This is a genomic window from Hahnella aquatica (SeqCode), assembly GCF_965194505.1.
GTDB lineage: Bacteria > Pseudomonadota > Gammaproteobacteria > Burkholderiales > Burkholderiaceae_A > Hahnella > Hahnella aquatica.
The window spans coordinates 1,710,231-1,732,286 of record NZ_OZ239144.1; the positions used below are offsets into that span (position 1 = coordinate 1,710,231).

The window sequence follows — 22,056 nt, forward strand, 5'->3', positions numbered from 1 at the left end:
GATCGGTCCGGCCCAATCACGCGGCCCCCTTCAATTTTCGCGAGCGCACGGCTTCCTTGTGGGCCGAGAGTCGGCCTGCATCCCAGATTTCAAAGTGTGGGCCCACCCCGAGAAGCATGACCTCGCGACTGATGCCAGCCCCCTCGCGCAGCACGGGGTTGATGAGCACACGGCCAGCCGAATCAATCTCGGGGCGATCACTCAGGCCCATCCAAAACCGACGGCGCTCATCGTCAGACTCATCGTCGGTGAGCCCATTGACCCGCTGCAGCCAAAGGTTCGGGGTCATCAGCAAGAGACAGCCGTTGTCACTCTCCATGAGCACCAATTCACCGCCCGCATCGGCCAGCAGCGCCTCCCGATGCCGCGTGGGAACGGTCATCCGCCCCTTGGCATCCAGGCTCAATGCTGTGATTCCGACAAACTGCTGGTTCAAGAGAGACCCCCTGTTTGGGCGTGACATGCCAGACGCAGGGACAAATCCCCACAAATATGCACTTTTTCACACGATTTCCCACTTTAGGGAAAAGGTCAAACGGGGTCAAGCCAGCATGCAGCATGCGGGGTAAAAGGGAAGCGGGTCTGTAGGCCGGATTCTGTTACGGGGCAGGCCATGGGCCCGCCCTATGGCGACCATCCATCTAGGCCCTTCATTGCTGAAGGGCTCAAGCCACCGACCCGCGCACATGAGGCGGAACACCCTTTCGGGGCCCGAGGGCCCGTCGTGCGCCTACTTGGTGTTGCTCCGGGTGGAGGTTGCCGCGTTTCACGTCCCCATTGTTGCCAACGGTTACTCGTCTCTGTGGCCCTATTCCTCGCCTTGGGTGGGCAGGTGCCCACTTGCTGCGTACGGCCGTTAGCCGTCACCCTTTCCTGTGGAGTCCGGACCTTCCTCTCCTGGCATGCCAGCAGCGGTCGCCCAACCCACTTCCCAGGGTCATGATAACGGCCTTAGGCCCGCGAGGACACGATGCCTGCGAAGGTCCAGTCGATCGTCTCGCCCCCCAGCAAGGGCACCACCTGGTCGCCTCCGAAGCGGCACGACCTCGGCACGACCTGCGGTTCTCGTTTCAAGGCCACCTTCTGCGTCGAGCGGGGCAGGCCATAAAAATCGGCCCCGTGATGGCTCGCAAATGCCTCGAGCCGATCGAGGGCCCCCTGGGCCTCAAATATGCCGGCGTACAACTCCAAGGCCGTGAGGGCCGAGAAGCAGCCCGCGCAGCCACAGTCGGACTCTTTGAGATGCCTGGCATGCGGGGCCGTATCGGTGCCCAAGAAGAAGCGTGGATGGCCACTGGTGGCCACCTTCAGGAGGGCCTCACGATGGTGCTCGCGCTTGAGCACTGGCAGGCAATACAGGTGTGGCCGAAGCCCCCCCTGAAATAGGCTGTTACGGTTCAGCAGCAGGTGTTGCGGCGTGATGGTGGCCGCAATGTCGCCGCTGGTCTGGCGCACATAGTCGGCCGCCTCGGCCGTGGTGATGTGTTCGAAGACAAGCCGCAGGCCGGGGAAATCTCGACGCATCGGTTCGAGAATGCGATCGATGAACAAGGCCTCTCGATCGAAGACATCGTCATGCTGCCCGGTGACCTCGCCATGCAGGCACAAGACTGTGCCCAGCCGCTCCATCTCGGCCAGGGCAGAACGGCAGTGACGCAGGTCGGTCACACCGGAATCTGAATTGGTGGTGGCCCCCGCCGGGTAGAGCTTGAAGGCCAAGACCACGCCACTGTCCTTGGCCGCCCGAACGGTGTCCGGGCTCGTGTGGTCGGTGAGGTAGAGGGTCATCCACGGTTCGAAGGGCAGCCCTTGGGGCAGGCTGGCAAGAATGCGGCTGCGGTAGGCCACGGCCATCTCCGCCGTGACCACGGGAGGCTTGAGGTTGGGCATGACCAGTGCACGGCCAAACTGCCGCGCCGTGGCGCCCACCACATCGCCGAGCACCTCGGCATCGCGAAAGTGCACATGCCAATCGTCTGGCCGATCGATGACCAGTTGTGTCGTCATGTGATCAGGATGGCCCGGTAGTCATTGACATTCGTGAGGGTCGGGCCGGTGGTGATCACCTGGCCCAGCGGTTCAAAGACGGCCAGGGAGTCGTTGCGATCCAGGGCGGCCCGCGCGGAGACCCCTCGGGCCTGTGCCTCAGCAAGCGTCTGGGGGGAGAGCAGCACCCCCGCATGCGGGCTCGAGCCGTCAATGCCATCGGTGTCTGCTGCAATACCATGAACGGCATGGGCCACGCCCAGACCGTCGACCGACAATGCCATCGACAGCAAATACTCCGCACACCGCCCGCCTCGGCCCTGGCCACGAACCGTCACCGTGCACTCCCCGCCAGAGATGAGGGCCACGGGTTTTTGAACCAGGGCATCGCGGCCCTCTGCGATCTCCCGCACCCAGGAGGCCAGACCCTGGGCCACATCTCGTGCCTCGCCGGTCACAGAGTCGCCCAACAGAACCGGCATCACACCTGCGGCGCGAAAGACCTCACCGGCCGCCGCCAGGCTCTGGCGTGCGGTGGCAATCAGGCAGGTGGTGACATGCGAGAGTCGGGCATCTCCGGGCTTTGGGGTCTCCGGCACACGCCCGGCCAGGCCGGCCTGCAGATGGGCCTGGACGGCCTTGGGAGCCGTGACACCCCAGCGGGCCAGAATATCAATCGACTCTTGATAGGTGGAGGCATCGGCCGAACACGGGCCCGAGGCAATGGCAGAGGGGTCATCGCCCACCACATCGGAGATTACAAGCGCCCAGACCGGTGCGCGTGAGGCCAAGGCCAGTCGACCACCCTGGATGCGGGAGAGGTGCTTGCGCACAATGTTCATGTCGGTGATCGGCGCACCACTGCGAAGGAGGTCTTGGGTGAGCTGCTTGAGGTCGGCCATCGAGATGCCCTCGGCTGGCAGCGAGAGCAGGCTCGAGCCACCGCCAGAGACCAATGCAATGAGGGCATCGTCCGGGCCGAGGGCCGAGACTCGCTCGAGAATCTCGTGAGCCGCCGCCTCGCCCGCCGTGTCGGGCACGGGATGGCCCGCCTCCACACAGCGGATGCGTTGAAGCGGCAGGCCGTGGGCGTATCGGGTGATGATCACACCCTCCAGTGCGGCATCGGCAGGCCAGGCGGCCTCCACGGCCGCAGCCATGGAGGCTGCCGCCTTGCCGGCGCCGACCACCAGGGTCTTGCCAGCCGGTGGGCGGGGCAGGTGTGCGGCCACGATCTTCATGGGGTCCGCGGCGGCCACCGCCGCCTCATAGCTCTGCCGCAGGAGGCCAGACCAGTCCTGGGGGGTGCTCATGCCTGGGAGACCCGATCGGCAATCGCCTTGCCCACGGTGACCGTGTCGGCCTCACCGCCGAGGTCTCGGGTCTTGGGGCCACTGCGCAGCACATCCTCAATGGCCCGAAGGATTGCGTCGTGCGCATCGGCATGGCCCAAAAACTCCAGCATCATGGCGCCAGACCAGATCTGACCAATGGGGTTTGCAATGCCCTTGCCATAAATGTCCGGTGCCGACCCATGCACTGGCTCAAAGAGCGACGGAAAACGACGCTCCGGATTGAGGTTGCCGGAGGGCGCGATGCCAATGGTCCCGGTGCAGGCTGGCCCGAGGTCCGACAGAATGTCGCCAAAGAGGTTGCTGGCCACCACCACATCGAACCAGTCGGGGTGAAGAACAAAGTGGGCCGAGAGAATGTCGATGTGGTACTTGTCGTGCTTCACATCGGGGTAATGCTTGGCCATCTCCTCCACCCGGGTGTCCCAGTAGGGCATGGTGATGGCGATGCCATTTGATTTTGTGGCGGCCGTGAGGTGCCTCTTGGGCCGTCGTTGGGCCAGGTCGAATGCAAACTTCAAGACACGGTCGGTACCGAAACGGCTAAAGACCGACTCCTGCACCACCACCTCGCGGTCGGTGCCGGCAAACATGGTGCCACCCACGGCCGAATACTCACCTTCGGTGTTCTCACGCACCACATAGAAGTCAATGTCGCCAGGCTCGCGGCCCACCAACGGACAACGAACACCCGGCATCAGACGAACCGGGCGCAGGTTCACATACTGGTCAAACTCCCGACGAAATTTAATCAGGGACCCCCAGAGCGAGATGTGGTCGGGCACCGCCGCCGGCCAGCCCGCAGCGCCATAGAAGATGGCGTCATGGCCACCGATGCGCGCCTTCCAATCGGCCGGCATCATCTCGCCGTGCTGCAGGTAGTAATCGCAGCAGGCAAAGTCGAAGTGGTCGATCTTGATCGAAATATTGAAGCGCCGCGCCGCGGCCTCGATGACCCTCAGGCCCTCTGGCACAACCTCTTTGCCGATGCCATCACCGGGGATGGCTGCGATTCGATGAGACATGTCGTGGTCCTCGGGATCAAACCAAAATTGTAGCCTGCAGGCCGCTGCGGCCTTGGCCGAGCGGCCACATGGCGCTGGGCCAGCACGGCTGATCTAGTGGGCGAGTATCTTGCTGAGGAAGTCAATGGCCCGCGGATGCTGCGGTGAATTGAAGAAGACCTCTGGGGGGGGCCTGCTCCACGATCCTCCCCGCATCCATGAAGATGACCCGATCGGCAACCTCTCGTGCAAAGCCCATCTCGTGGGTGACGCAGATCATGGTGGTGCCCTGCTTGGCCAAGGCCACCATGACATCGAGCACCTCCTTGACCATCTCTGGATCGAGTGCACTGGTGGGCTCATCAAACAGGAGCACGTCGGGCTTCATGCAGAGCGCCCTTGCGATCGCAACACGCTGCTGCTGCCCGCCCGAGAGTTGGCCCGGATACTTCTCCGCCTGCTCGGCGATCTTTACCCGCTCCAACTGAACCATGGCCTCGCGCTTGGCCTCATCCTCTGCCACGCCCCTCACCTTGATGGGCGCAAGGGTGAGGTTCTCGAGCACCGAAATGTGCGGGAACAGATTAAAGCTTTGAAAGACCATGCCCACGCGGGCCCGCACCTGGTTAATTGACTTCAGGTCGGTGGTCAGTTCGGTTCCCGCCACCGTGATGCGGCCTTTCTGATAGGGCTCGAGCGCATTGACGCAACGAATGAGTGTCGACTTGCCGCTGCCGGAGGGCCCGCAGACCACGATCTTCTCGCCGTTTTGAACCTCGAGGTTGATATCGTTCAAGACCTGAAAGCTGCCGTACCACTTAGAGACGCTTTCGAACTGGATCATGGCCATGGTGCATTCACTCCTTTAACGTCGGGCGGCAGCAAAGTCGCGTTCGAGCCCACGGGCATAACTGCTCATGGCACTGCAAAAGACCCAGTAAATCAGGGCAACAAAAATAAATCCTTCAATGTAAAAGGCGCGCCACTCTGGGTCTCCAAGGGCAAGGCGCAGGCTTCCAAAGAGCTCGTACATGCTCACAATGGTGACCAGCGAGGTGTCCTTGAAAATGGCAATGAAACTGTTAACCAGGGGCGGCACCACCACCCGGAAGGCCTGCGGCAGGACAACTCGCGTTTGAATCAGCCAATAGCCCATGCCCAGCGCCTGGGCCGCCTCAATCTGGCCCTTGGGCACACTGTTGATGCCCCCTCGAATCACCTCGGCCTGATAGGCGGCACTGAAAATAATGAGGCCTACGGCCACCCGCAGCAGCACGTCTGGATTGGTCCCGCTGGGCATGAACAAGGGGAACATGAAGCTCGCCATGAAGAGCACGGTGATCAGGGGCACGCCACGAATGATCTCGATGAAGCTCGTGCAGACCGCCCGAATGAATGGTAGCTCGGAGGTTCGGCCCAGGGCCAGCAACACTGCCAAGGGGAGCGAGAGGATGTTGCCAAGAATGGCCAGCAAGAGGGTTAAGGCCAGTCCCCCCAGGCGCTCAGTCGGAACGTGGCTCAGGCCGGCGAACCCACCCACCATCAGGGCCACCGAGCCCACCAGCACGAGGGCTGCCGCAATAAAGGTGGAGGGCCGCCAGAGCTGCCGCTGGCAGATGGCAATACAGGCGGCCACCATGAGCAGGCTGGCCACCACCGGTCGCCAGGCCTCTTCGAATGGGTAACGCCCAAAAATAATGAGCTTCCACTTCTCGCCCACCACACCCCAGCAGGCACCCTCGCCACGCGCCTCCCGGCAGGCATTGAGATCCACTGCGAAGACGGCGTTGAACAGCCCCCACGGCAGGAGCGCGCTGGCCATCCAGACAAACAGCACCAAGAGGCTCAGGGTGATGGCGGTGTTGAGCCGGCCTTTGAAGAGTGCCTTGAAGGTCTCGGACACCTCAACGCTCCTTGAGCCGCGTGGCCTGCTCAAACCGATTCATGAGAAACGATGTCAGCAGAGACAGGCTGAGGTAGACCGCCATGATGATGGAGATGGCCTCCACCGCCCGGCCCGACTGGTTCAGGGTGGTGGTGGCGATGCTCACGAGGTCTGGGTATCCGATGGCAATGGCCAGACTGCTGTTCTTGGTGAGGTTGAGGTACTGATTGGTGGTGGGTGGAATGATGACCCGTAAGGCCTGCGGCAGCACCACCAGCTTCAATTGCTGCCACCGGGTGAAACCCAAGGCGGCGGCGGCCTCGGTCTGCCCCTTGGGCACGGCCAGAATGCCAGCCCGAATGATTTCGGCAATGAAGGCGCTGGTGTAGATCGACAGGCCCAGCAGCAGGGCAATGAACTCCGGCGAAAGGGCCGCACCCCCCACCAGACCGAAGGCGCCCATCTCGGGATACTCGAGTGCTGGGAAGGCTCCTGCCAGAAACCATGGAAATTGCAGGCCGTTCTTGCTCAAGAACACATGGGGCAGCAGTTGAGCGGGCGTCTCGGTGTCGGGAAGCGCCACTGCCAGCGTGAGGTACCAGAAGATCAGTTGCAGCAGCAGGGGCACGTTGCGTATGAACTCAACAAACTGCCGGCAGAGCCAGACGAGCAAGGGGTTGGGTGAGAGGCTGCCCACAGCCACCAGAAGGCCCAGAAGGCTCGCCAGCACGATTCCAATCACCGCAACACGAAGCGTGTTGATGAGCCCCACCACAAAGGCCCGCACGTAACTGCTGTCGGCGTCGTATTCAATGGCCCGCTCGGCAATGTCAAAGCCCGCCGGGCCCAACAAAAAATCGTAGCCAAAATCGATGCCCCGCTGGGCAAGGTTGGCATTGAGGTTGCCCACCAGAATCCAGAGGCCAACGGCCAACAAGGCAAACAGAAGAGCCTGCCAGACCATGGCGCGAAGGCCGGGCTGGTTCAACACAAGCAACTCCGCGGGGCAGGACGGGGCATCAGAGGCCGTCTTCTCGGGTGTTTAAAGGAAAGCGGGAGGGGCAAGACTGCCCCATCCCGACAGAAGTCGGCCCACCCCTCAAGGCCTCAACTCAGGCGCCCAAGGGGTTGGGCCCGCAACATCAACTAGCGAATGGGTGGAGCGTACTGCAGGCCGCCGTTGGTCCAAAGGGCATTCTGACCACGGTCAAGCTTCAGGGGTGTCTTCTTGCCCACGTGCCGCTCAAAGACCTCGCCGTAGTTGCCAACCTGCTTGATCACCCGGTAGGCCCACTGGGCATCGGTGCCAATCGACTTTCCAAAGTCGTTGTTGCCCTGGCCCAGCAGACGCTGAATTTCCGGGTTGGCGTCCGACCGCATCTGATCCACATTGCCAGCGTTCACGCCGAGTTCCTCGGCCGTGATCATGGCGAAGTGAACCCAGGTCACGAGTTTGGACCAGGCCTCATCGCCCTGACGGGTGACCGGGCCCAAGGGCTCCTTGCTGATGATCTCGGGGAGGATGATGTGGTCGTCGGGCACCTTGGTGTCGTTGGCACGAATCGCGGCGAGTTGGGACGCATCCGATGTGAACACCTTGCAGCGGCCTTCGTTGTAGTTGGCAATCACGACCTTGAGGTCCTCCGCCACCACGGGCTTGTAGGTCATTTTGTTCATACGGAAGTAGTCGGCCAGGTTCTTCTCAGTGGTCGTGCCGCTCTGGACACAAATGGTGGCGCCCTTGAGTTGCTTGGCAGACTTCACCTTCAGGCTCTTGGGAACCAGAAAACCTTGGCCATCAAAGAAATTTGTTGCGCCAAAAGTGGTTCCCAACTGGGTATCGCGGCTCATCGTCCAGGTGGTGTTGCGGGCCAGCACATCGATCTCGCCAGACTGCAGGGCCGTGAAGCGCTGCGCAGCACTCAGGGGCACATACCGAACCTTGTTGGCATCGCCCAGGGCAGCCGCAGCAATGGCCCGGCAGTAGTCCACGTCAAAGCCAGTCCACTTGCCATCGCTGCCCGCGATGCCAAAACCACCAAGTCCAGAGTTCACACCACAGGAGACCTCTCCTTTTTTCTTGATCGACTCCATGGTCTTGCTGGCCATCGCGGGGGCGGCGGCGACCAGTCCAGCGGCCAGGGCCACGGTCAACAGTTTCTTGCTCAGCATTCGTCAGTCTCCTCTAGGGTATTTAGACGTCACAGCCATTGCGAAAACAGCGGTTACGAAAAACGTTCGGCCCCACAGTGTGCCCCAGTGGCCACACCAAAATGCGCGGCCTCGGGAAAATACTGAGCCCAGCCTTGGTGCAGGCCAAACCCAGCAGCCCGAAGGCTGCCTGCAGACGCCCTTAAGGGTCCGTCTGCTGGGCCTGGCGGGCCTGCAACTCCCAGAGTTCGGCATAGCGCCCACCCCGAGCGATCAGCTCGCCATGCCGGCCCTGCTCCACCAGTCGGCCCTGCTCCAGCACCAGGATCTGATCGGCATCCACGATGGTGGAGAGCCGGTGGGCAATCACCAGGGTGGTGCGGCCCTGAGAGACTTCTCGAATCTCTTGCTGGATGACCCGTTCCGACTCCGAATCCAGGGATGAGGTGGCTTCATCGAACACCATGATGCTTGGCCGTTTGAGCAAGGCCCTGGCGATGGCCACGCGCTGCTTTTCCCCGCCCGAGAGTTTCAAGCCGCGCTCCCCAACCATCGTCTCCAGGCCATCGGGCAGCTTGTCGATCAGCGCCCCCAGGTGGGCCGCCCGGGCAGCCTCCACGACCTCCTCTGGCGCCGCATCTGGCCGGCCATAGCGAATGTTGTAGGCCAGCGTGTCATTGAAGAGCACCGTGTCCTGGGGGACGATGCCGATGGCCTTGCGCAGGGAGGCCTGGGTGACGGTGTCGATGGGCTGACCATCAATCAGGATTCGGCCTGCATCCGGGTCGTAGAAACGATAGAGCAGCCGCGAGAGCGTGGACTTTCCAGCGCCGGAGGAGCCCACCACGGCGGTGGTTCGTCCAGCCGGCAGGCGAATCGACAGGCCATCAAAAATGGGTCGCCGGGCATCGTAGGCGAAACGAACCGAATCGAAGGCCACCTCACCCTGAGCCACCACCAAGGCCTGGGCCTCTGGCCGATCGGCCACCTCACGGTTCTGGGCCAGCAGCGCAAACAGCCGTTCCATGTCCACCACGCTCTGCTTGATCTCCCGATAGAGCACGCCCAGAAAATTCAGGGGGATGTAGAGCTGGATGAGGAATGCGTTGACCAGCACGAGGTCGCCCAGCGTCATCGTGCCCGCCTGAACACCCGCCACCGCCTGCCAGACCATCAGGGTCACGGCCACGGCAATGATCAAACTCTGGCCCACATTGAGAACCGACAAGGAGGTCTGGCTTCGAATGGCAGCCTCCTGCCAATTCAAGAGGCTCTTGTCGTAACGGGCAGCCTCAAAGGCCTCGTTGTTGAAGTACTTGACCGTCTCGTAATTGATCAAGGAATCGATGGCCCGCGCGTTGGCCCGCGAGTCGAGCTCGTTCATCTCACGGCGGAAATGGGTGCGCCACTCGGTCACCAGAATGGTGAAGGCCACATAGGCCACCAGTGCGGTCAGGGTGATGAGGGCAAAGATCGGCTCGTAGTGGTAGGCCAGCCAGCCCGTGACCAGCAAGACCTCCACCAGGGTGGGCACCACACTGTAGAGGGTGAAGTTCACCAGGGTGCCCACACCGCGAGAGCCCCGTTCAATGTCGCGGGTCAGGCCGCCGGTCTGGCGCTCCAGGTGGAACCGCATCGAGAGGCTGTGCAGGTGCCGGAACACGCGCAGGGAGATGTCTCGCACGGCACCCTGGGTGACCCGAGCAAACACGACCTCCCGCAGCTCATTGAAGAAGGTGGCCGCAAGCCGCATGAGGCCATAACCCACGATAAGGCCAACGGGCAGGGCGAGCATGGCCGTGCTGGGATTGGCCAGGCCATCGACAATCTCTTTGAGCACCACCGGGACGCCCACATTGGCCACCTTGGCCAGGAGCATCGCGCACAGTGCCACCACGATGCGAATCCGATAGGCCAGCAAATACGGCAGCAGGGTGCGAATCACCGGCCACGTGCCCTGCGGCGCTGTGGGCGGCGGCGGGAAACGGGCCGCCAGGGTGGGGTCGAACGGCGGGGCGCTATTGGTGTGGTGTCTCATGGGGCTTTCATTCTAGTGAGGCGGCGGGGGCACAGATGCAATCCAGCCCTCGAGTGGGTCGAGGTTGTCGGGAAGGCCAAATCCCGGTGTGCGCGCGGCCAACACGGCCTGCACTGCACAGAGCAGGGCATCGAGTAGGTCTGCACTGCCCTCCTCCACCAGCAAAGACCACCAGGCTGCATCGGCCTTCACATGCAGGCCCAGGCCAAGCCGATCCTCCACCAAGGCAGACACAATCGCCGCGCGCTGCAGGCGGCGCTCGGCCGTTTGTTTGGCGGGGCTGTCGCTCTTGTAAGAAGCCTTGGTGATCTGCCGCGCCAAATGGCCCGGGTAGGCCTCCAGGGCAATGCGCGCATCGGAGGGAAAGTCTTCCAAGGCACACGCCCTGGGCCATTGGTGGGCGGGGCACCACAGGCCAGCGGCCAGCAGCAGGGGCGCGCCCGTCTGCATCATCCAGGCCACTGGCGGATTGGTCCAACGCATGGCCGGGCTCGAGCCGGCGAGCCGGTCGACGCGGCGCCATGCAAACTTCTGCCCGACGGGCCGGGCCTGACACCACTGCCGAAAACGGTCTCGCAACGCTTCACGAGGCTGCCGCCCAAAGAATTCGACAAAGCCGGGCCAGTCGGTGGGCCAGCCGCTCGCCTCAATCAGGCTGCGGGGCTGGCCAAAGGGAAGGTCGAAGCCCCCGAGCCAAGGCCCCGGGCGCTCAAGAAAGGTCGCGAAGTCCGAGAGACTGGCCAAGGCTGCCATGTCGAGAAGTTCGAGTCGATCGGCACCGCCGGCCGCCGCGGCAGACCAGGCCATGGCGGCCACTGTGATGGGCTTTCGACGTGTTGGGGCGCAACTGAAGTCGACCCCAAAGACAAGCCTCATGTCTGCCGGGTCACCAATTGACGAATGGCCTCGGCATTGGTCCATGAGAAACAGGTCTCGGCTGCGGCCCGCCAGTCGAGCCATTGATGCCGCAGGTGCTCACGGGGTGAGAGCTGAACGGGCTGTTCCGACGGCACCATGAGGGAGAGCACGTGTTCGGTGTTGTGTGTCACACCGGGGGCATATCGGTGCCGCCAGTGGGCAAAGATCTCGAAGACCTGGGTGAACTCCCAGTCATCGAAGCGATCCGTGGGACAGTCGATGCCGGTCTCCTCCCAGACCTCCCTGCGGGCCGCCTCCAACACCGGCTCATTGGGCGCATCGAGACTGCCGGTGACCGACTGCCAAAAGCCTGGATGGTCTGCACGCTCGAGCAACAAGATCCGGTGCTGATGGTCGTGAATGACCACCAAGACAGACTCCGGCACCTTCCAAGGCCGATCGGCCGTCATGCCTGCAACATGCCGCGGGCCGCCAGCAGGGCCGTGAGCGCCACCGCAAAGGTCATGATCAGCACAAACCCAAAGATGGCGGCCGACAACATGCGGGCCGCCTCCACCTCTGAGGACTCCCCGATGGCCATGAGTCGTCTGGCATGAAAGGCTGGCACCGCCGCCACCGAGGCCCAGACCGAGGCCACCGGCACCCAGCCATATAAGCCCGCCAAGGCCAGCAGAAAGCTGGCCACATACACCGTGAGCGCGGCCTGGCGCGTGGCCTGTGAACCAAGCTGCGAGAGAAAGAGTTGATGACCCATCATGACCACCCCCAGCACCAGGGCAAAGACCATGCTGGCCCGCGTTGGGCCGGCTGAAAAGATGCCGTGGACGCCCGTGACGATGATGGCCGACCAGCCGAAACGGCCCAGCATCTGCACGGGCCGAGGCCAGCCCTGAATATCCTCAAGCCAGGCCTTCGCATATCGACGCACCAGCAACTGCCCAACGAACAGGCAGCCCACGATGAGCAGGGCCAGAGGCCAGGGGCCGGTGAAGGAGGCCGGATTCTCTGATGCCAGCCAGGCCGTGGAGAGTCCCAGGACGACTGCCAAGGGTCCGTACGCCAGGGCGCGGCGGTGACCGATGGCAGTGGGGCTGATCATGCGACGACTTTGGGCGCCTCGCGAAGCCGGATGTGAAGCTCCCGCATCTGTTTTTCGTCTGCAGCAGACGGAGCCTGCGTGAGCAGGCACTGGGCCCGCTGGGTTTTCGGAAAGGCAATGACGTCTCGAATCGAATCCGCACCGGTCATGAGGGTGACGAGTCGGTCGAGGCCAAAGGCCAGACCCCCATGCGGGGGTGCACCGTACCGCAGGGCATCGAGCAAGAACCCAAACTTGAGCTCAGCCTCCTCGGCGCCGATCTGCAGGGCCCGGAAGACCTTGGATTGCACCTCTTCTCGATGGATACGAATAGAGCCGCCACCCAGCTCCCAGCCGTTGAGCACCATGTCGTAGGCCTTGGCCAGGCAGGCACCGGGGTCCGACGCGAGGAGGTCTTCATGGCCGTCCTGGGGCGCCGTGAAGGGATGGTGAACGGCGGACCATCGGCCAGACTCCTCGTCGAATTCGAACATGGGGAAATCCACCACCCACAGAGGCTGCCAGCCAGCCGTAAACAAGCCCTGCGCGCGGCCGAAGTCGCTCAGGCCAATCTTCAAACGCAAGGCGCCCATGGCATCGTTGACCACCTTGGCCTTGTCGGCACCGAAGAAAATGATGTCGCCCGAGGTGGCACCGGTTCGAGCGAGGATGGCCGCCAGGGCCTGGTCGTGAATGTTCTTGGTGATCGGGGACTGCAGGCCCTCTCGGCCTGCGTCAATGTCGTTGACCTTGATCCAGGCAAGCCCCTTGGCGCCATAGATCTTCACGAACTCGGTGAAGGCATCGATGTCTCCTCGGCTCAGTGCGGCACCACCCGGCACACGAATGGCCACCACACGGCCATTGGCAAGGTTCGCAGGCTCTGAGAACACCTTGAAGTCGACATCGCGCATGGCATCGGTAAGCTCGGTGAAGGCCAGCGACACCCGCAGGTCGGGCTTGTCAGACCCAAAACGCTGCATGGCCTCGGCATACGGCATCACCGCGAACGGGTTGGGCAAGGCCACGCCAAGGTTGTCGGCGAAGACCTCCCGAATCATCGACTCAAAGAGGCTGCGGATCTCGATCTCCGTCATGAAGGAGGTCTCGCAGTCGATCTGGGTGAACTCGGGCTGACGGTCTGCCCGCAGGTCTTCGTCCCGGAAGCATTTGGTGATTTGGTAGTAGCGGTCGAAGCCCGCAACCATCAGGAGTTGCTTGAAGAGTTGGGGCGACTGCGGAAGGGCAAAGAACGAGCCCGCGTGAACCCGAGACGGCACCAGATAATCTCGCGCGCCCTCGGGGGTGGACTTGGTGAGCATGGGCGTCTCAATGTCGACAAAGCCCTGGGCATCCAGGAAGCGACGCACGCCCATGGCCACCTTGTACCGAAGCCGCAGGTTGTGCTGCATCACCGGCCGGCGAAGGTCGAGCACCCGATGGGTGAGCCGTGTCGTCTCGGAAAGATGCTCATCATCGAGTTGGAAGGGTGGTGTGACAGACGGATTCAAGATCTCCAACTCGCGGCAGAGCACCTCAATGCCGCCACTGCGCATGTTGGCATTGACCGTGCCCTCTGGACGCCGACGAACCAGGCCCGAAATTCGCACACAGAACTCATTTCGGAGCGACTCTGCCAAGGCGAAGACCTCGGCCCGGTCGGGGTCGCAGACCACCTGGGCGATGCCGTCGCGGTCGCGCAGGTCGATGAAGATCACCCCACCATGGTCGCGCCGCCGATGCACCCAGCCACAGAGGGTCACGGTCTGGTCGAGTTGGTCGAGGTCGAGGGTTCCGCAGTAATGAGTCCGCATGGCGATCAGGGCTTCGTAGAAGTGGGGCGCAGGAGCGCACTGGTCTGGGCCGCGGCCGGCGGCACGGTTCCCATGGAGACCACATATTTCAGGGCCGCATCCACGGGGATGCTCAAGGGGATGACATCGCCCTTGGGCATCATCAGGAAAAATCCAGAGGTGGGGTTGGGCGTGGTCGGCACATAGACACTCACGCAATCTGGGGGCAGCAGCGAGGCCACCTCGTGGCTGGGCGAGCCCGTGACGAAGGCAATCGTCCAGGCGCCGGGACGCGGGTACTGGACCAGCACGGCCTGACGAAAGGCCTGTCCGTTGGGCGCAAGGATGGTGTCACTGACCTGCTTCACAGAGGAGTAGATGGACCGCACCAAGGGGATGCGGGCCAAGAGGGCCTCCCAGAGGGTGACCACCCGGCGGCCCAGCAGGTTTGCCGCCAGCACGCCCGTGACGAAGACCACCAGGGCCACGGCCACCACCCCAAAGCCTGGGATGTCCACCCCAAAGAGGGCCTTGGGGCTCAGGGCGATGGGCAGCACGCTGTCGAGCGTATTGACGACAAAGCCAAGCACCCAAACGGTGATGCCAATCGGAAGCCAGATCAGCAATCCAGTGATGAAATAGCGTTTGAACATAGGATCTTCGAACAAAAAAAACGCCGCAAAAGCGGCGTTTTGAACCGGATACTAAGTGTACTCGGCTTAGAACGGGATGTCGTCGTCAAGGTCGTCGAAGCCAGAGGCCTTGCCGCCCGAGCGGCCTTGGCCTGAACTGGGGCTCGAGGGCATGTCATCCGACGGGGCCCCTTGGCCACCACCCCCACCACCGCCACCGCCACCGCCTTCACGGCCACCGAGCAGTTGCATCTGGTCGGCCACAATCTCGGTGGTCTGACGCTCTTGGCCTTGCTGATCCTGCCACTTGCGCGTGCGCAGCCGACCCTCGACATAGACCGGCCGACCCTTCTTCAGGTACTCGCCTGCAATCTCTGCAAGCCGGCCAAAGAAGACGACGCGATGCCATTCCGTGTCCTCCTTCATGTCGCCGCTCGACTTGTCCTTGTAGCGGGATGTCGTGGCAATCGAGACATTGGCAATGGCGCCACCGTCTGGGGAGTACCGGACCTCTGGGTCTCTGCCCAGGTTGCCCATGAGAATGACTTTGTTCACTGATGCCATGCAAATGCTCCTTGAAATAAAAAAGGGCCACCACCCTAACGGGGTGGCTGCGGGCCGACTATCCGACGGCCGATGGACGATCGAACGAGGCCCGACGCGACCCGATCTCTCTGAGACCCAGGGCGACCACGAGCCAGAATAACAAGATCAAGAGGCAGACCATGAAGATGCCGGCGACCCCGTGCCGACCGGCCACCCAGCCCCCCATGGCGCCGCCCACAAACAAGCCCAATGACTGGGCGGTTGTGTAGAGGCCCAAGGCCATGCCACGAGACTGCTGGGGTGCCACACGAGACACCCAGGACGGCAGCAGGGCCTCCAGCAAATTAAAGCCCACCATGAACACCCAAATGGCAAGTAACCAGTGCCACATGGCACCCGCCCCCAGGAAGACACTCATGGCCGTCATGAGCACCCCAATGCCCAGCAAGAAGGCAAACCGAAAACGACCCTTGCGCTCGGCCCAGAAGACAATCGGAACCATTGCCGCGAAAGACAAGAGGAGCAGCGGCAAATAGACCATCCAGTGGTCGGCCAGGGGCAGGCCCTGACTGTCGAGGCCCAGCGGAATGGCCACGAACATGGCCGTCTGGACCGCCATCATCGAAAAAATGCCCACGTGCAGGCGGTTGAGCTGCCCCAGCCGCAGCAGGTCGGCCACACGCAGACCCGGCCCGCCCAGGGCGCAGCCCACCTTGGCCGCAGGCGGAATGCGCCAGACCACCAGACAAGCTGCTCCGGCAAGAGAGGCCGTGAGCAGGAAGAGTCCAGACAGTCCGTAGTGCCCAAAGACCACGGGTGCCAGCACCAGAGAGATCGCAAAGGACAGGCCAATCGCACCGCCGACCATCGCCATGGCCCGGGCCCGAACCTCGTCACGGGTGAGGTCTGCCAGAAAGGCGCTCACTGCTGCAGAGACCGCACCAGCACCCTGAATGGCTCGGGCCACCACCAAGGCCTCAATCGTGGGGGCCACGGCTGCCAGCAGGCTTCCGGCGGCAAAGACCAGAAGCCCAAAAATGATCACCGGCTTGCGGCCCAATCGGTCGGAGGCCATGCCAAATGGAATCTGAAGGGCCGCCTGGGTGAGCCCATACACACCCAAGGCCAGTCCCACGAGGGCCGGGTCTGTCCCGCCCGGGAGGTCGCGCGCACCAACAGCCATGACGGGCAGCATGAGAAAGAGGCCCAGCATGCGCAGGCCAATCACGCTGGAGAGGGACAGGCTGGCCCGACGCTCGGCTGGGGTTAGCGCAAGGGGTGCATCGGCTTGAACAGACATCGTTCGCTATAGTAGTTGATTGACCTTTTGGCACGCCCCATGACAGACAGTCGTTTCATTCGCGTCAGAGGTGCCCGAACCCACAACCTCAAGGGCATCGACCTCGACATTCCCCGAGATGCCTTCGTGGTGATCACAGGGGTGTCTGGGTCTGGCAAATCATCGCTGGCCTTTGACACCCTCTATGCGGAGGGCCAGCGTCGCTACGTGGAATCGCTCTCCCCGTATGCCCGGCAGTTCCTGCAGTTGATGGAACGTCCAGATGTCGACCTCATCGAGGGGCTCTCACCAGCCATTGCCATCGAGCAAAAGGCCAACAATCACAACCCTCGGTCCACCGTGGGCACCGTGACAGAAATCGCCGACTACCTTCGCCTCCTTTTTGCAAGGGCCGGCACGCCGCACTGCCCTGAGCACCCCTCGCGACGACTGGCCGCCCAGACCTTGACCCAAATGGTGGACCAACTGCTCGAGCAGCCCGCCGAGAACAAGGTCAGCCTGCTGGCCCCCATTCAAATGCAGCGGGCCGGTGACCTGCATCCGGTCATCGATGGCCTTCGTGCCCAAGGCTTTGTTCGGGTGCAGGTGCAGGTGGGAGACGGCCCCATCGAAGACCATGTCTTGGATGCCATGCCTGCCTGGCCAAGCCACCTGCCCATCAGCCTGTGGGTGGTGGTCGACCGGCTCAAGGTCAAGCCCACCAGTCGGGAGCGGCTGAGCGAATCGTTGGAGACCGCCATGCGGCTGGGCCGCGACCAGGCCCTGGCCATCTGTGAGCCTCCCACAGACACCGGGGCCACTGAACGGCTCCGTCTCTCGCCACACCTGGCCTGCCCAGACTGTGGCCACACCCCCGGGCCATTGGAGCCGAACCTGTTCTCATTCAATTCCCCGGCAGGGGCCTGCCCCACCTGCGACGGCCTGGGCGAGGAGACCTGCTTCGATCCCGAGCGAATTGTGCAATTCCCGCACCTGTCGCTCGCCTCTGGAGCCATTGCGGGCTGGGACCAGCGCAATGCCTTTGCCTGGTCCATCCTGCAGAGCCTTGCCGAACAAGAGGGCATTGACCTCGACGCACCGTATGAATCCCTGCCGCCCAAGGTCCAGGACCTCCTGCTGCATGGGTCTGGTGAGCGCAGCCTGGCCCTGCGCTACCCACTGGACCGTGGCCGAAGTGTGGTGAAGCAGGAGCCCTTCGAGGGGATTCTCCCCAACCTTGCACGTCGATGGTTGGAGACCGACAACGCGGCCGTCCGAGAGGAACTCTCCAAGCTGCGCAAGACCCGGACCTGCAGTGCCTGTGGAGGGAGTCGGCTTCGGGCCGAGGCGCGGGCCGTGCGTGTGGGCGAGCCAGGCCATGACACCGATCTGCCCAGCCTGCTGGCCATGCCACTGCAGGCGGTGCATGACAGCCTGGGCTGTCTCGAGCTCAAGGGTGTGCATGCCGCCGTGGGCGAGCGACTCCTGGGCGAAATCCAGTCGAGGCTCTCTTTTCTAATCGATGTCGGGCTCTCTTACCTCAGCCTCGACCGGGGCGCCTCCACGCTTTCTGGCGGAGAGTCTCAACGCATTCGGCTCGCCAGCCAGATTGGTGCGGGGCTCAGTGGCGTGCTCTATGTCTTGGATGAGCCGTCCATCGGACTTCACCAGCGCGACAACGACCGCCTCCTGGCCACCCTTCGCCGACTCCAGTCGCTGGGGAATTCCGTGGTCGTGGTCGAGCACGACGAGGACGCCATTCGTGCAGCCGACATGGTGGTGGACATGGGGCCCGGTGCCGGGGTGCATGGCGGGGAAATTGTGGCCCAAGGCAGCCCCAAAGAGATCATGGCCACGGCGGGCTCGCTCACCGGCGACTACCTCGCAGGCCGCCGAGGAATTGACCTGCCCCGACACCGCAAGCCGCCGGGTGAGCGGGCCATTCGGATTCGAGGTGCGCGAGGCCACAACCTTCGCAACCTGCATGTGGACATTCCCATGGGGCTCATGGTCTGTGTCACCGGCGTCTCCGGCAGCGGAAAGTCCACCCTCATCAACGAGACCCTTGCACTGGCGGCTGCCCAGGTCATCAATGGCGCCCGGGCCCAGCCCGCGCCGGTGGATGCCGTTGAGGGCCTGGAGCATGTCGAGCGCCTGGTCTGTGTCGACCAGAGTCCCATTGGTCGAACCCCCAGGAGCAATCCCGCGACCTACACCGGCCTCTTCACCCCCATTCGAGAGCTCTTCGCAGGCTCGGCCACGGCCCGCGAGCGCGGCTACGACAGCGGCCGTTTCTCCTTCAATGTCAAAGGCGGCCGCTGCGAGGCCTGCCAGGGCGACGGACTTGTGAAGGTGGAAATGCACTTCCTGCCGGACCTCTTCGTGCCCTGCGATGTCTGCCGCGGGAGCCGATACAACCGCGAAACGCTGGACGTCCGCTACCGGGGCAAGACCATTGCCGAGGTGCTGAGCCTCACGATTGAAGAGGCTCGGCAGTTCTTCGCGGCCATCCCCGCCGTGGCCCGGCGGCTCGACACCCTGGCCGAGGTGGGCCTGGGCTATCTGCGACTGGGCCAGAGTGCGACTTCACTGTCGGGTGGCGAGGCCCAGCGCATCAAGCTTGCCTGCGAGTTGAGCAAGCGAGAGACGGGCAAGACCCTCTACCTGCTCGATGAGCCCACCACCGGCCTTCACTTCCACGACACCGCACTGCTGCTGAAGTTGCTCGGGCAATTGCGCGACGCTGGCAACACCGTGGTGATCATTGAGCACAACCTCGATGTCATCAAGGTCGCAGACTGGGTCATTGATCTCGGGCCCGACGGGGGCATGGAGGGTGGGCAGGTCATGGCCCAGGGCACACCCGAGGACATCGCAGCCCACCCGGAGAGCAAGACGGGCCACTACCTGGCCCGCCTCTTCAAGCCGGCGTCAGTTCACCAGTCCGCGGCCTAGCACCGCCAACTGGCCATCGGTACCTGGCCTGGCCACCACGAACTCGCCCATCGACACCGAACTGCCCGTGAGGGCCGAGATCACGACCTGATGGGTCACCCAGACCTCGAGGCCGGTTTGAATCTGGGCGGCAACGGCTCGGGCCTCGGCCAGTTGGGCGTCTCGATTGCCATGGCCCTGGAAGAATGAGTTGAGCGCTGTCCATGGCTCCACACGCACCCGAGGGCCGAAGGCAGCCCGCGCGGTGTCCAGGCAGCGGCACCATTGACTCGACCGCACCCGTGTGGGACGCAAGCCCTGCGACTGCATCCACCGTCCGAACCGCTCCGACTGGGCCAGGCCCTCGCGGGAAAGATTGCGCTGGGTGCTGCAGTCGTCCACTCGAAAGGAGGGCGGATCTCCAAAGCCGGGCTCGGTCTCGGCATGCCGCATGAGAATGACCACGCCTGGCTCACGCAGCGCTGCCAAAAGACGCTCATCCACGCTGCCCACGGCCGGCACAGACCAGCCGAAGGCAAAAGCCAAAAGTATCCAAATCGAGTTTGCTAATCTCATGTCATGACCACGATCTCTGCGCACCTCCACCGGGACACCGGCTGCATCACGACCCTGAGCAACGGACGCCACACCTGGGCATCCGATGTGCCCACCACCTATGGCTCACACGATGCCGCACCCGACCCGCACGACCTGCTGGATTCGTCGCTGGCGGCCTGCACCGTGCTCACGCTTGAACTCTACCTGCGGCGCAAGGCCGATTGGAAGGTTGACCGCATCCGATGTGAGGTGGAACGACTGGCCGAAACCAAGTCAGCCGACGGCCAGGTTCGATACCAAGTGCGCCGTGCCATCGAGGTCACGGGCGACCTCACGGCCGAGCAGCACGACCGGCTCATTGAGATCGCCAACAAGTGCCCCATCCACCGCCTCATGACCGGCAGCATCGAGATTGAAACCATCGTGCGCGACCCATCTGCCGATGCGCCGCGCAGCAGCCCCGCCTAGCGGGGGAGGTCGGAGCGGCCCATGAGGAATTCATCCACGGCCCGGGCCGCCTGGCGGCCTTCTCGAATGGCCCAGACCACCAGAGACTGACCCCGGCGCATGTCGCCCGCTGCAAAAACCTTGGGCACGCCCGTCACATAGGCCTTCTCGCCCTCGGTGGCCGCCTTGGCATTGCCGCGGGCGTCCTGATCCACGCCAAAGGCCTCCAAGATCGAACCCACGGGGGAGACAAAGCCCATGGCCAGCAGCACGAGGTCGGCCGGAAGCACCCGCTCGGTGCCGGGCACCTCCTGCATTTTTCCGTCCTTCCAGGCCACCTCACAGGCCTGCAGGCCCACCACGCGGCCGTTTTCGCCAATGAATGATTTGGTGGCCGTGGCAAAGGCCCGCTCGCAGCCCTCCTGGTGGCTCGACGAGGTGCGCAGCTTGGTGGGCCAGTAGGGCCAGACCAGGGCCTTGTTCTCGTGCTCGGGGGGCATGGGCATGAGCTCGAACTGGGTGACGCTCTTGGCACCATGCCGATTGCTGGTGCCCACGCAGTCAGAGCCAGTGTCACCCCCGCCGATGACAATCACATGCTTGCCATCTGCGCGAATCTGTTTCGGGAAGGGGTCGCCCGCATTGACCTTGTTCTGCATCGGCAGAAACTCCATGGCGAAGTGCACGCCGTCGAGCTCACGGCCAGGCACGGGAAGGTCGCGAGGCTGCTCGGCACCGCCGGCCAGCACCACTGCATCGAATTCCTCGAGCAGGGCCTTGGGCGAGATGGTCTCTTTGGCCCAGTTGGTGACCTTGGTGTCCTTGGGAAGGTCGGCCACCAGCACGCTGGTTCGGAAGACCACACCCTCGGCCTCCATCTGTGCGACCCGCCGATCGATGTGGAGCTTCTCCATTTTGAAGTCGGGAATGCCATAACGAAGTAACCCGCCAATGCGATCATTCTTCTCCAACACCACCACATCGTGGCCTGCACGGACGAGCTGCTGGGCAGCGGCCAGGCCGGCCGGCCCGGAGCCCACCACGGCCACTCGACGGCCTGTCTTGTGTGCGGCTGGTCGGGGCACCACCCAGCCCTCGACCCAGCCGCGATCGATGATCGCGTGCTCGATCGACTTGATGCCCACTGCGTCGTCGTTGTAGTTCAGGGTGCAGGCGGCCTCGCATGGCGCTGGGCAGATGCGGCCGGTGAACTCAGGAAAGTTGTTGGTCGAGTGCAGCACCTCCAGGGCAGCCTGCCACTGGTGCCGATAGACCAGGTCGTTAAAGTCGGGAATGATGTTGTTGACCGGACAGCCATTGTTGCAAAACGGAATGCCGCAGTCCATGCAGCGCGCCGCCTGTGCGCTGGCCTGCTCGGGTGCCAGGCCAATGACAAACTCTTTGTAGTGCTTGAGCCGGCTCGTCGGGGCCTCATAGCCCTCCTCGATTCGCTCGAGCTCTAGGAATCCCGTTGCTTTTCCCATGATGTGTCCT

19 protein-coding genes, 1 other RNA gene and 1 pseudogene are annotated in these 22,056 nt (G+C 63.2%); 2 read left to right on the forward strand and 19 right to left on the reverse strand.

Features of this window, described 5'->3' with window-relative positions; genetic code table 11:
* Positions 1-16: 16 nt before the first annotated feature.
* From AC8GDA_RS08810 to AC8GDA_RS08890, 17 genes and pseudogenes are all read right to left on the reverse strand, one after another.
* On the reverse strand, positions 17-436 hold the full coding sequence (locus AC8GDA_RS08810; protein ID WP_506556158.1) for a division/cell wall cluster transcriptional repressor MraZ: 420 nt from the start codon (positions 434-436) through the stop codon (positions 17-19).
* Between the two features lie 133 nt (positions 437-569).
* Positions 570-931, reverse strand: an RNA gene (gene rnpB / locus AC8GDA_RS08815) — RNase P RNA component class A.
* A 20-nt stretch (positions 932-951) separates the two neighbouring features.
* Positions 952-2,007, reverse strand: a complete 1,056-nt coding sequence (gene pyrC, locus AC8GDA_RS08820; protein ID WP_506556159.1) for a dihydroorotase — start codon at positions 2,005-2,007, stop codon at positions 952-954.
* The gene (locus AC8GDA_RS08825; protein WP_506556160.1) at positions 2,004-3,299 is read right to left on the reverse strand and encodes a glycerate kinase type-2 family protein; all 1,296 of its coding nucleotides are present in this window, start codon (positions 3,297-3,299) and stop codon (positions 2,004-2,006) included. Before AC8GDA_RS08825 ends, pyrC begins: the two co-directional genes overlap by 4 nt.
* Positions 3,296-4,363 carry a tartrate dehydrogenase gene (locus AC8GDA_RS08830; RefSeq protein WP_506556161.1) on the reverse strand — a complete coding sequence of 356 codons (1,068 nt, stop codon included), beginning with the start codon at positions 4,361-4,363 and terminating at the stop codon, positions 3,296-3,298. Before AC8GDA_RS08830 ends, AC8GDA_RS08825 begins: the two co-directional genes overlap by 4 nt.
* Before the next feature lie 93 nt (positions 4,364-4,456).
* Positions 4,457-5,186, reverse strand: a pseudogene (locus AC8GDA_RS08835) (amino acid ABC transporter ATP-binding protein).
* A 21-nt stretch (positions 5,187-5,207) separates the two neighbouring features.
* Positions 5,208-6,245 (reverse strand): amino acid ABC transporter permease, encoded by a 1,038-nt coding sequence (locus AC8GDA_RS08840; protein ID WP_506556162.1) that lies wholly within the window; start codon positions 6,243-6,245, stop codon positions 5,208-5,210.
* Between the two features lies 1 nt (position 6,246).
* Entirely contained in the window at positions 6,247-7,218 is a 972-nt protein-coding gene (locus AC8GDA_RS08845; protein ID WP_506556163.1) for an amino acid ABC transporter permease, read from the reverse strand.
* Positions 7,219-7,373: 155 nt separating this feature from the next.
* Positions 7,374-8,399 (reverse strand): amino acid ABC transporter substrate-binding protein, encoded by a 1,026-nt coding sequence (locus tag AC8GDA_RS08850; protein ID WP_506556164.1) that lies wholly within the window; start codon positions 8,397-8,399, stop codon positions 7,374-7,376.
* Between the two features lie 181 nt (positions 8,400-8,580).
* Positions 8,581-10,416, reverse strand: coding sequence for an ABCB family ABC transporter ATP-binding protein/permease (locus tag AC8GDA_RS08855; protein WP_506556165.1), 1,836 nt, complete (start codon positions 10,414-10,416; stop codon positions 8,581-8,583).
* Positions 10,417-10,428: 12 nt separating this feature from the next.
* On the reverse strand, positions 10,429-11,292 hold the full coding sequence (locus AC8GDA_RS08860; protein WP_506556166.1) for a DUF429 domain-containing protein: 864 nt from the start codon (positions 11,290-11,292) through the stop codon (positions 10,429-10,431).
* Complete coding sequence (gene nudB, locus AC8GDA_RS08865) at positions 11,289-11,744, reverse strand: dihydroneopterin triphosphate diphosphatase (RefSeq protein ID WP_506556167.1); 456 nt, start codon at positions 11,742-11,744, stop codon at positions 11,289-11,291. The genes AC8GDA_RS08860 and nudB overlap by 4 nt, the downstream gene beginning before the upstream one ends.
* Positions 11,741-12,394 carry a hypothetical protein gene (locus AC8GDA_RS08870; protein WP_506556168.1) on the reverse strand — a complete coding sequence of 218 codons (654 nt, stop codon included), beginning with the start codon at positions 12,392-12,394 and terminating at the stop codon, positions 11,741-11,743. Before AC8GDA_RS08870 ends, nudB begins: the two co-directional genes overlap by 4 nt.
* Positions 12,391-14,193 carry an aspartate--tRNA ligase gene (aspS, locus tag AC8GDA_RS08875; RefSeq protein WP_506557231.1) on the reverse strand — a complete coding sequence of 601 codons (1,803 nt, stop codon included), beginning with the start codon at positions 14,191-14,193 and terminating at the stop codon, positions 12,391-12,393. The genes AC8GDA_RS08870 and aspS overlap by 4 nt, the downstream gene beginning before the upstream one ends.
* Positions 14,193-14,819, reverse strand: a complete 627-nt coding sequence (locus AC8GDA_RS08880) for a DUF502 domain-containing protein (protein ID WP_506556169.1) — start codon at positions 14,817-14,819, stop codon at positions 14,193-14,195. The genes aspS and AC8GDA_RS08880 overlap by 1 nt, the downstream gene beginning before the upstream one ends.
* Positions 14,820-14,885: 66 nt before the next feature.
* Positions 14,886-15,362, reverse strand: coding sequence for a single-stranded DNA-binding protein (gene ssb / locus AC8GDA_RS08885; protein ID WP_506556170.1), 477 nt, complete (start codon positions 15,360-15,362; stop codon positions 14,886-14,888).
* A 58-nt stretch (positions 15,363-15,420) separates the two neighbouring features.
* Positions 15,421-16,644 carry an MFS transporter gene (locus tag AC8GDA_RS08890; protein WP_506556171.1) on the reverse strand — a complete coding sequence of 408 codons (1,224 nt, stop codon included), beginning with the start codon at positions 16,642-16,644 and terminating at the stop codon, positions 15,421-15,423.
* 39 nt (positions 16,645-16,683) lie between these two features.
* On the opposite strand from AC8GDA_RS08890, the gene uvrA reads away from it, so the two are divergent.
* Positions 16,684-19,578 carry an excinuclease ABC subunit UvrA gene (gene uvrA / locus AC8GDA_RS08895; RefSeq protein WP_506556172.1) on the forward strand — a complete coding sequence of 965 codons (2,895 nt, stop codon included), beginning with the start codon at positions 16,684-16,686 and terminating at the stop codon, positions 19,576-19,578.
* Here uvrA and AC8GDA_RS08900 read toward each other — a convergent pair.
* Entirely contained in the window at positions 19,555-20,133 is a 579-nt protein-coding gene (locus tag AC8GDA_RS08900; RefSeq protein WP_506556173.1) for a histidine phosphatase family protein, read from the reverse strand. The two genes, uvrA and AC8GDA_RS08900, sit on opposite strands and share 24 nt — an antisense overlap.
* A gap of 3 nt (positions 20,134-20,136) precedes the next feature.
* Between AC8GDA_RS08900 and AC8GDA_RS08905 the strand changes: the two genes are divergently transcribed.
* Positions 20,137-20,583 (forward strand): OsmC family protein, encoded by a 447-nt coding sequence (locus AC8GDA_RS08905; RefSeq protein ID WP_506556174.1) that lies wholly within the window; start codon positions 20,137-20,139, stop codon positions 20,581-20,583.
* Here AC8GDA_RS08905 and AC8GDA_RS08910 read toward each other — a convergent pair.
* Complete coding sequence (locus AC8GDA_RS08910) at positions 20,580-22,046, reverse strand: glutamate synthase subunit beta (RefSeq protein ID WP_506556175.1); 1,467 nt, start codon at positions 22,044-22,046, stop codon at positions 20,580-20,582. The genes AC8GDA_RS08905 and AC8GDA_RS08910 overlap by 4 nt on opposite strands.
* Between the last annotated feature and the right edge of the window lie 10 nt (positions 22,047-22,056).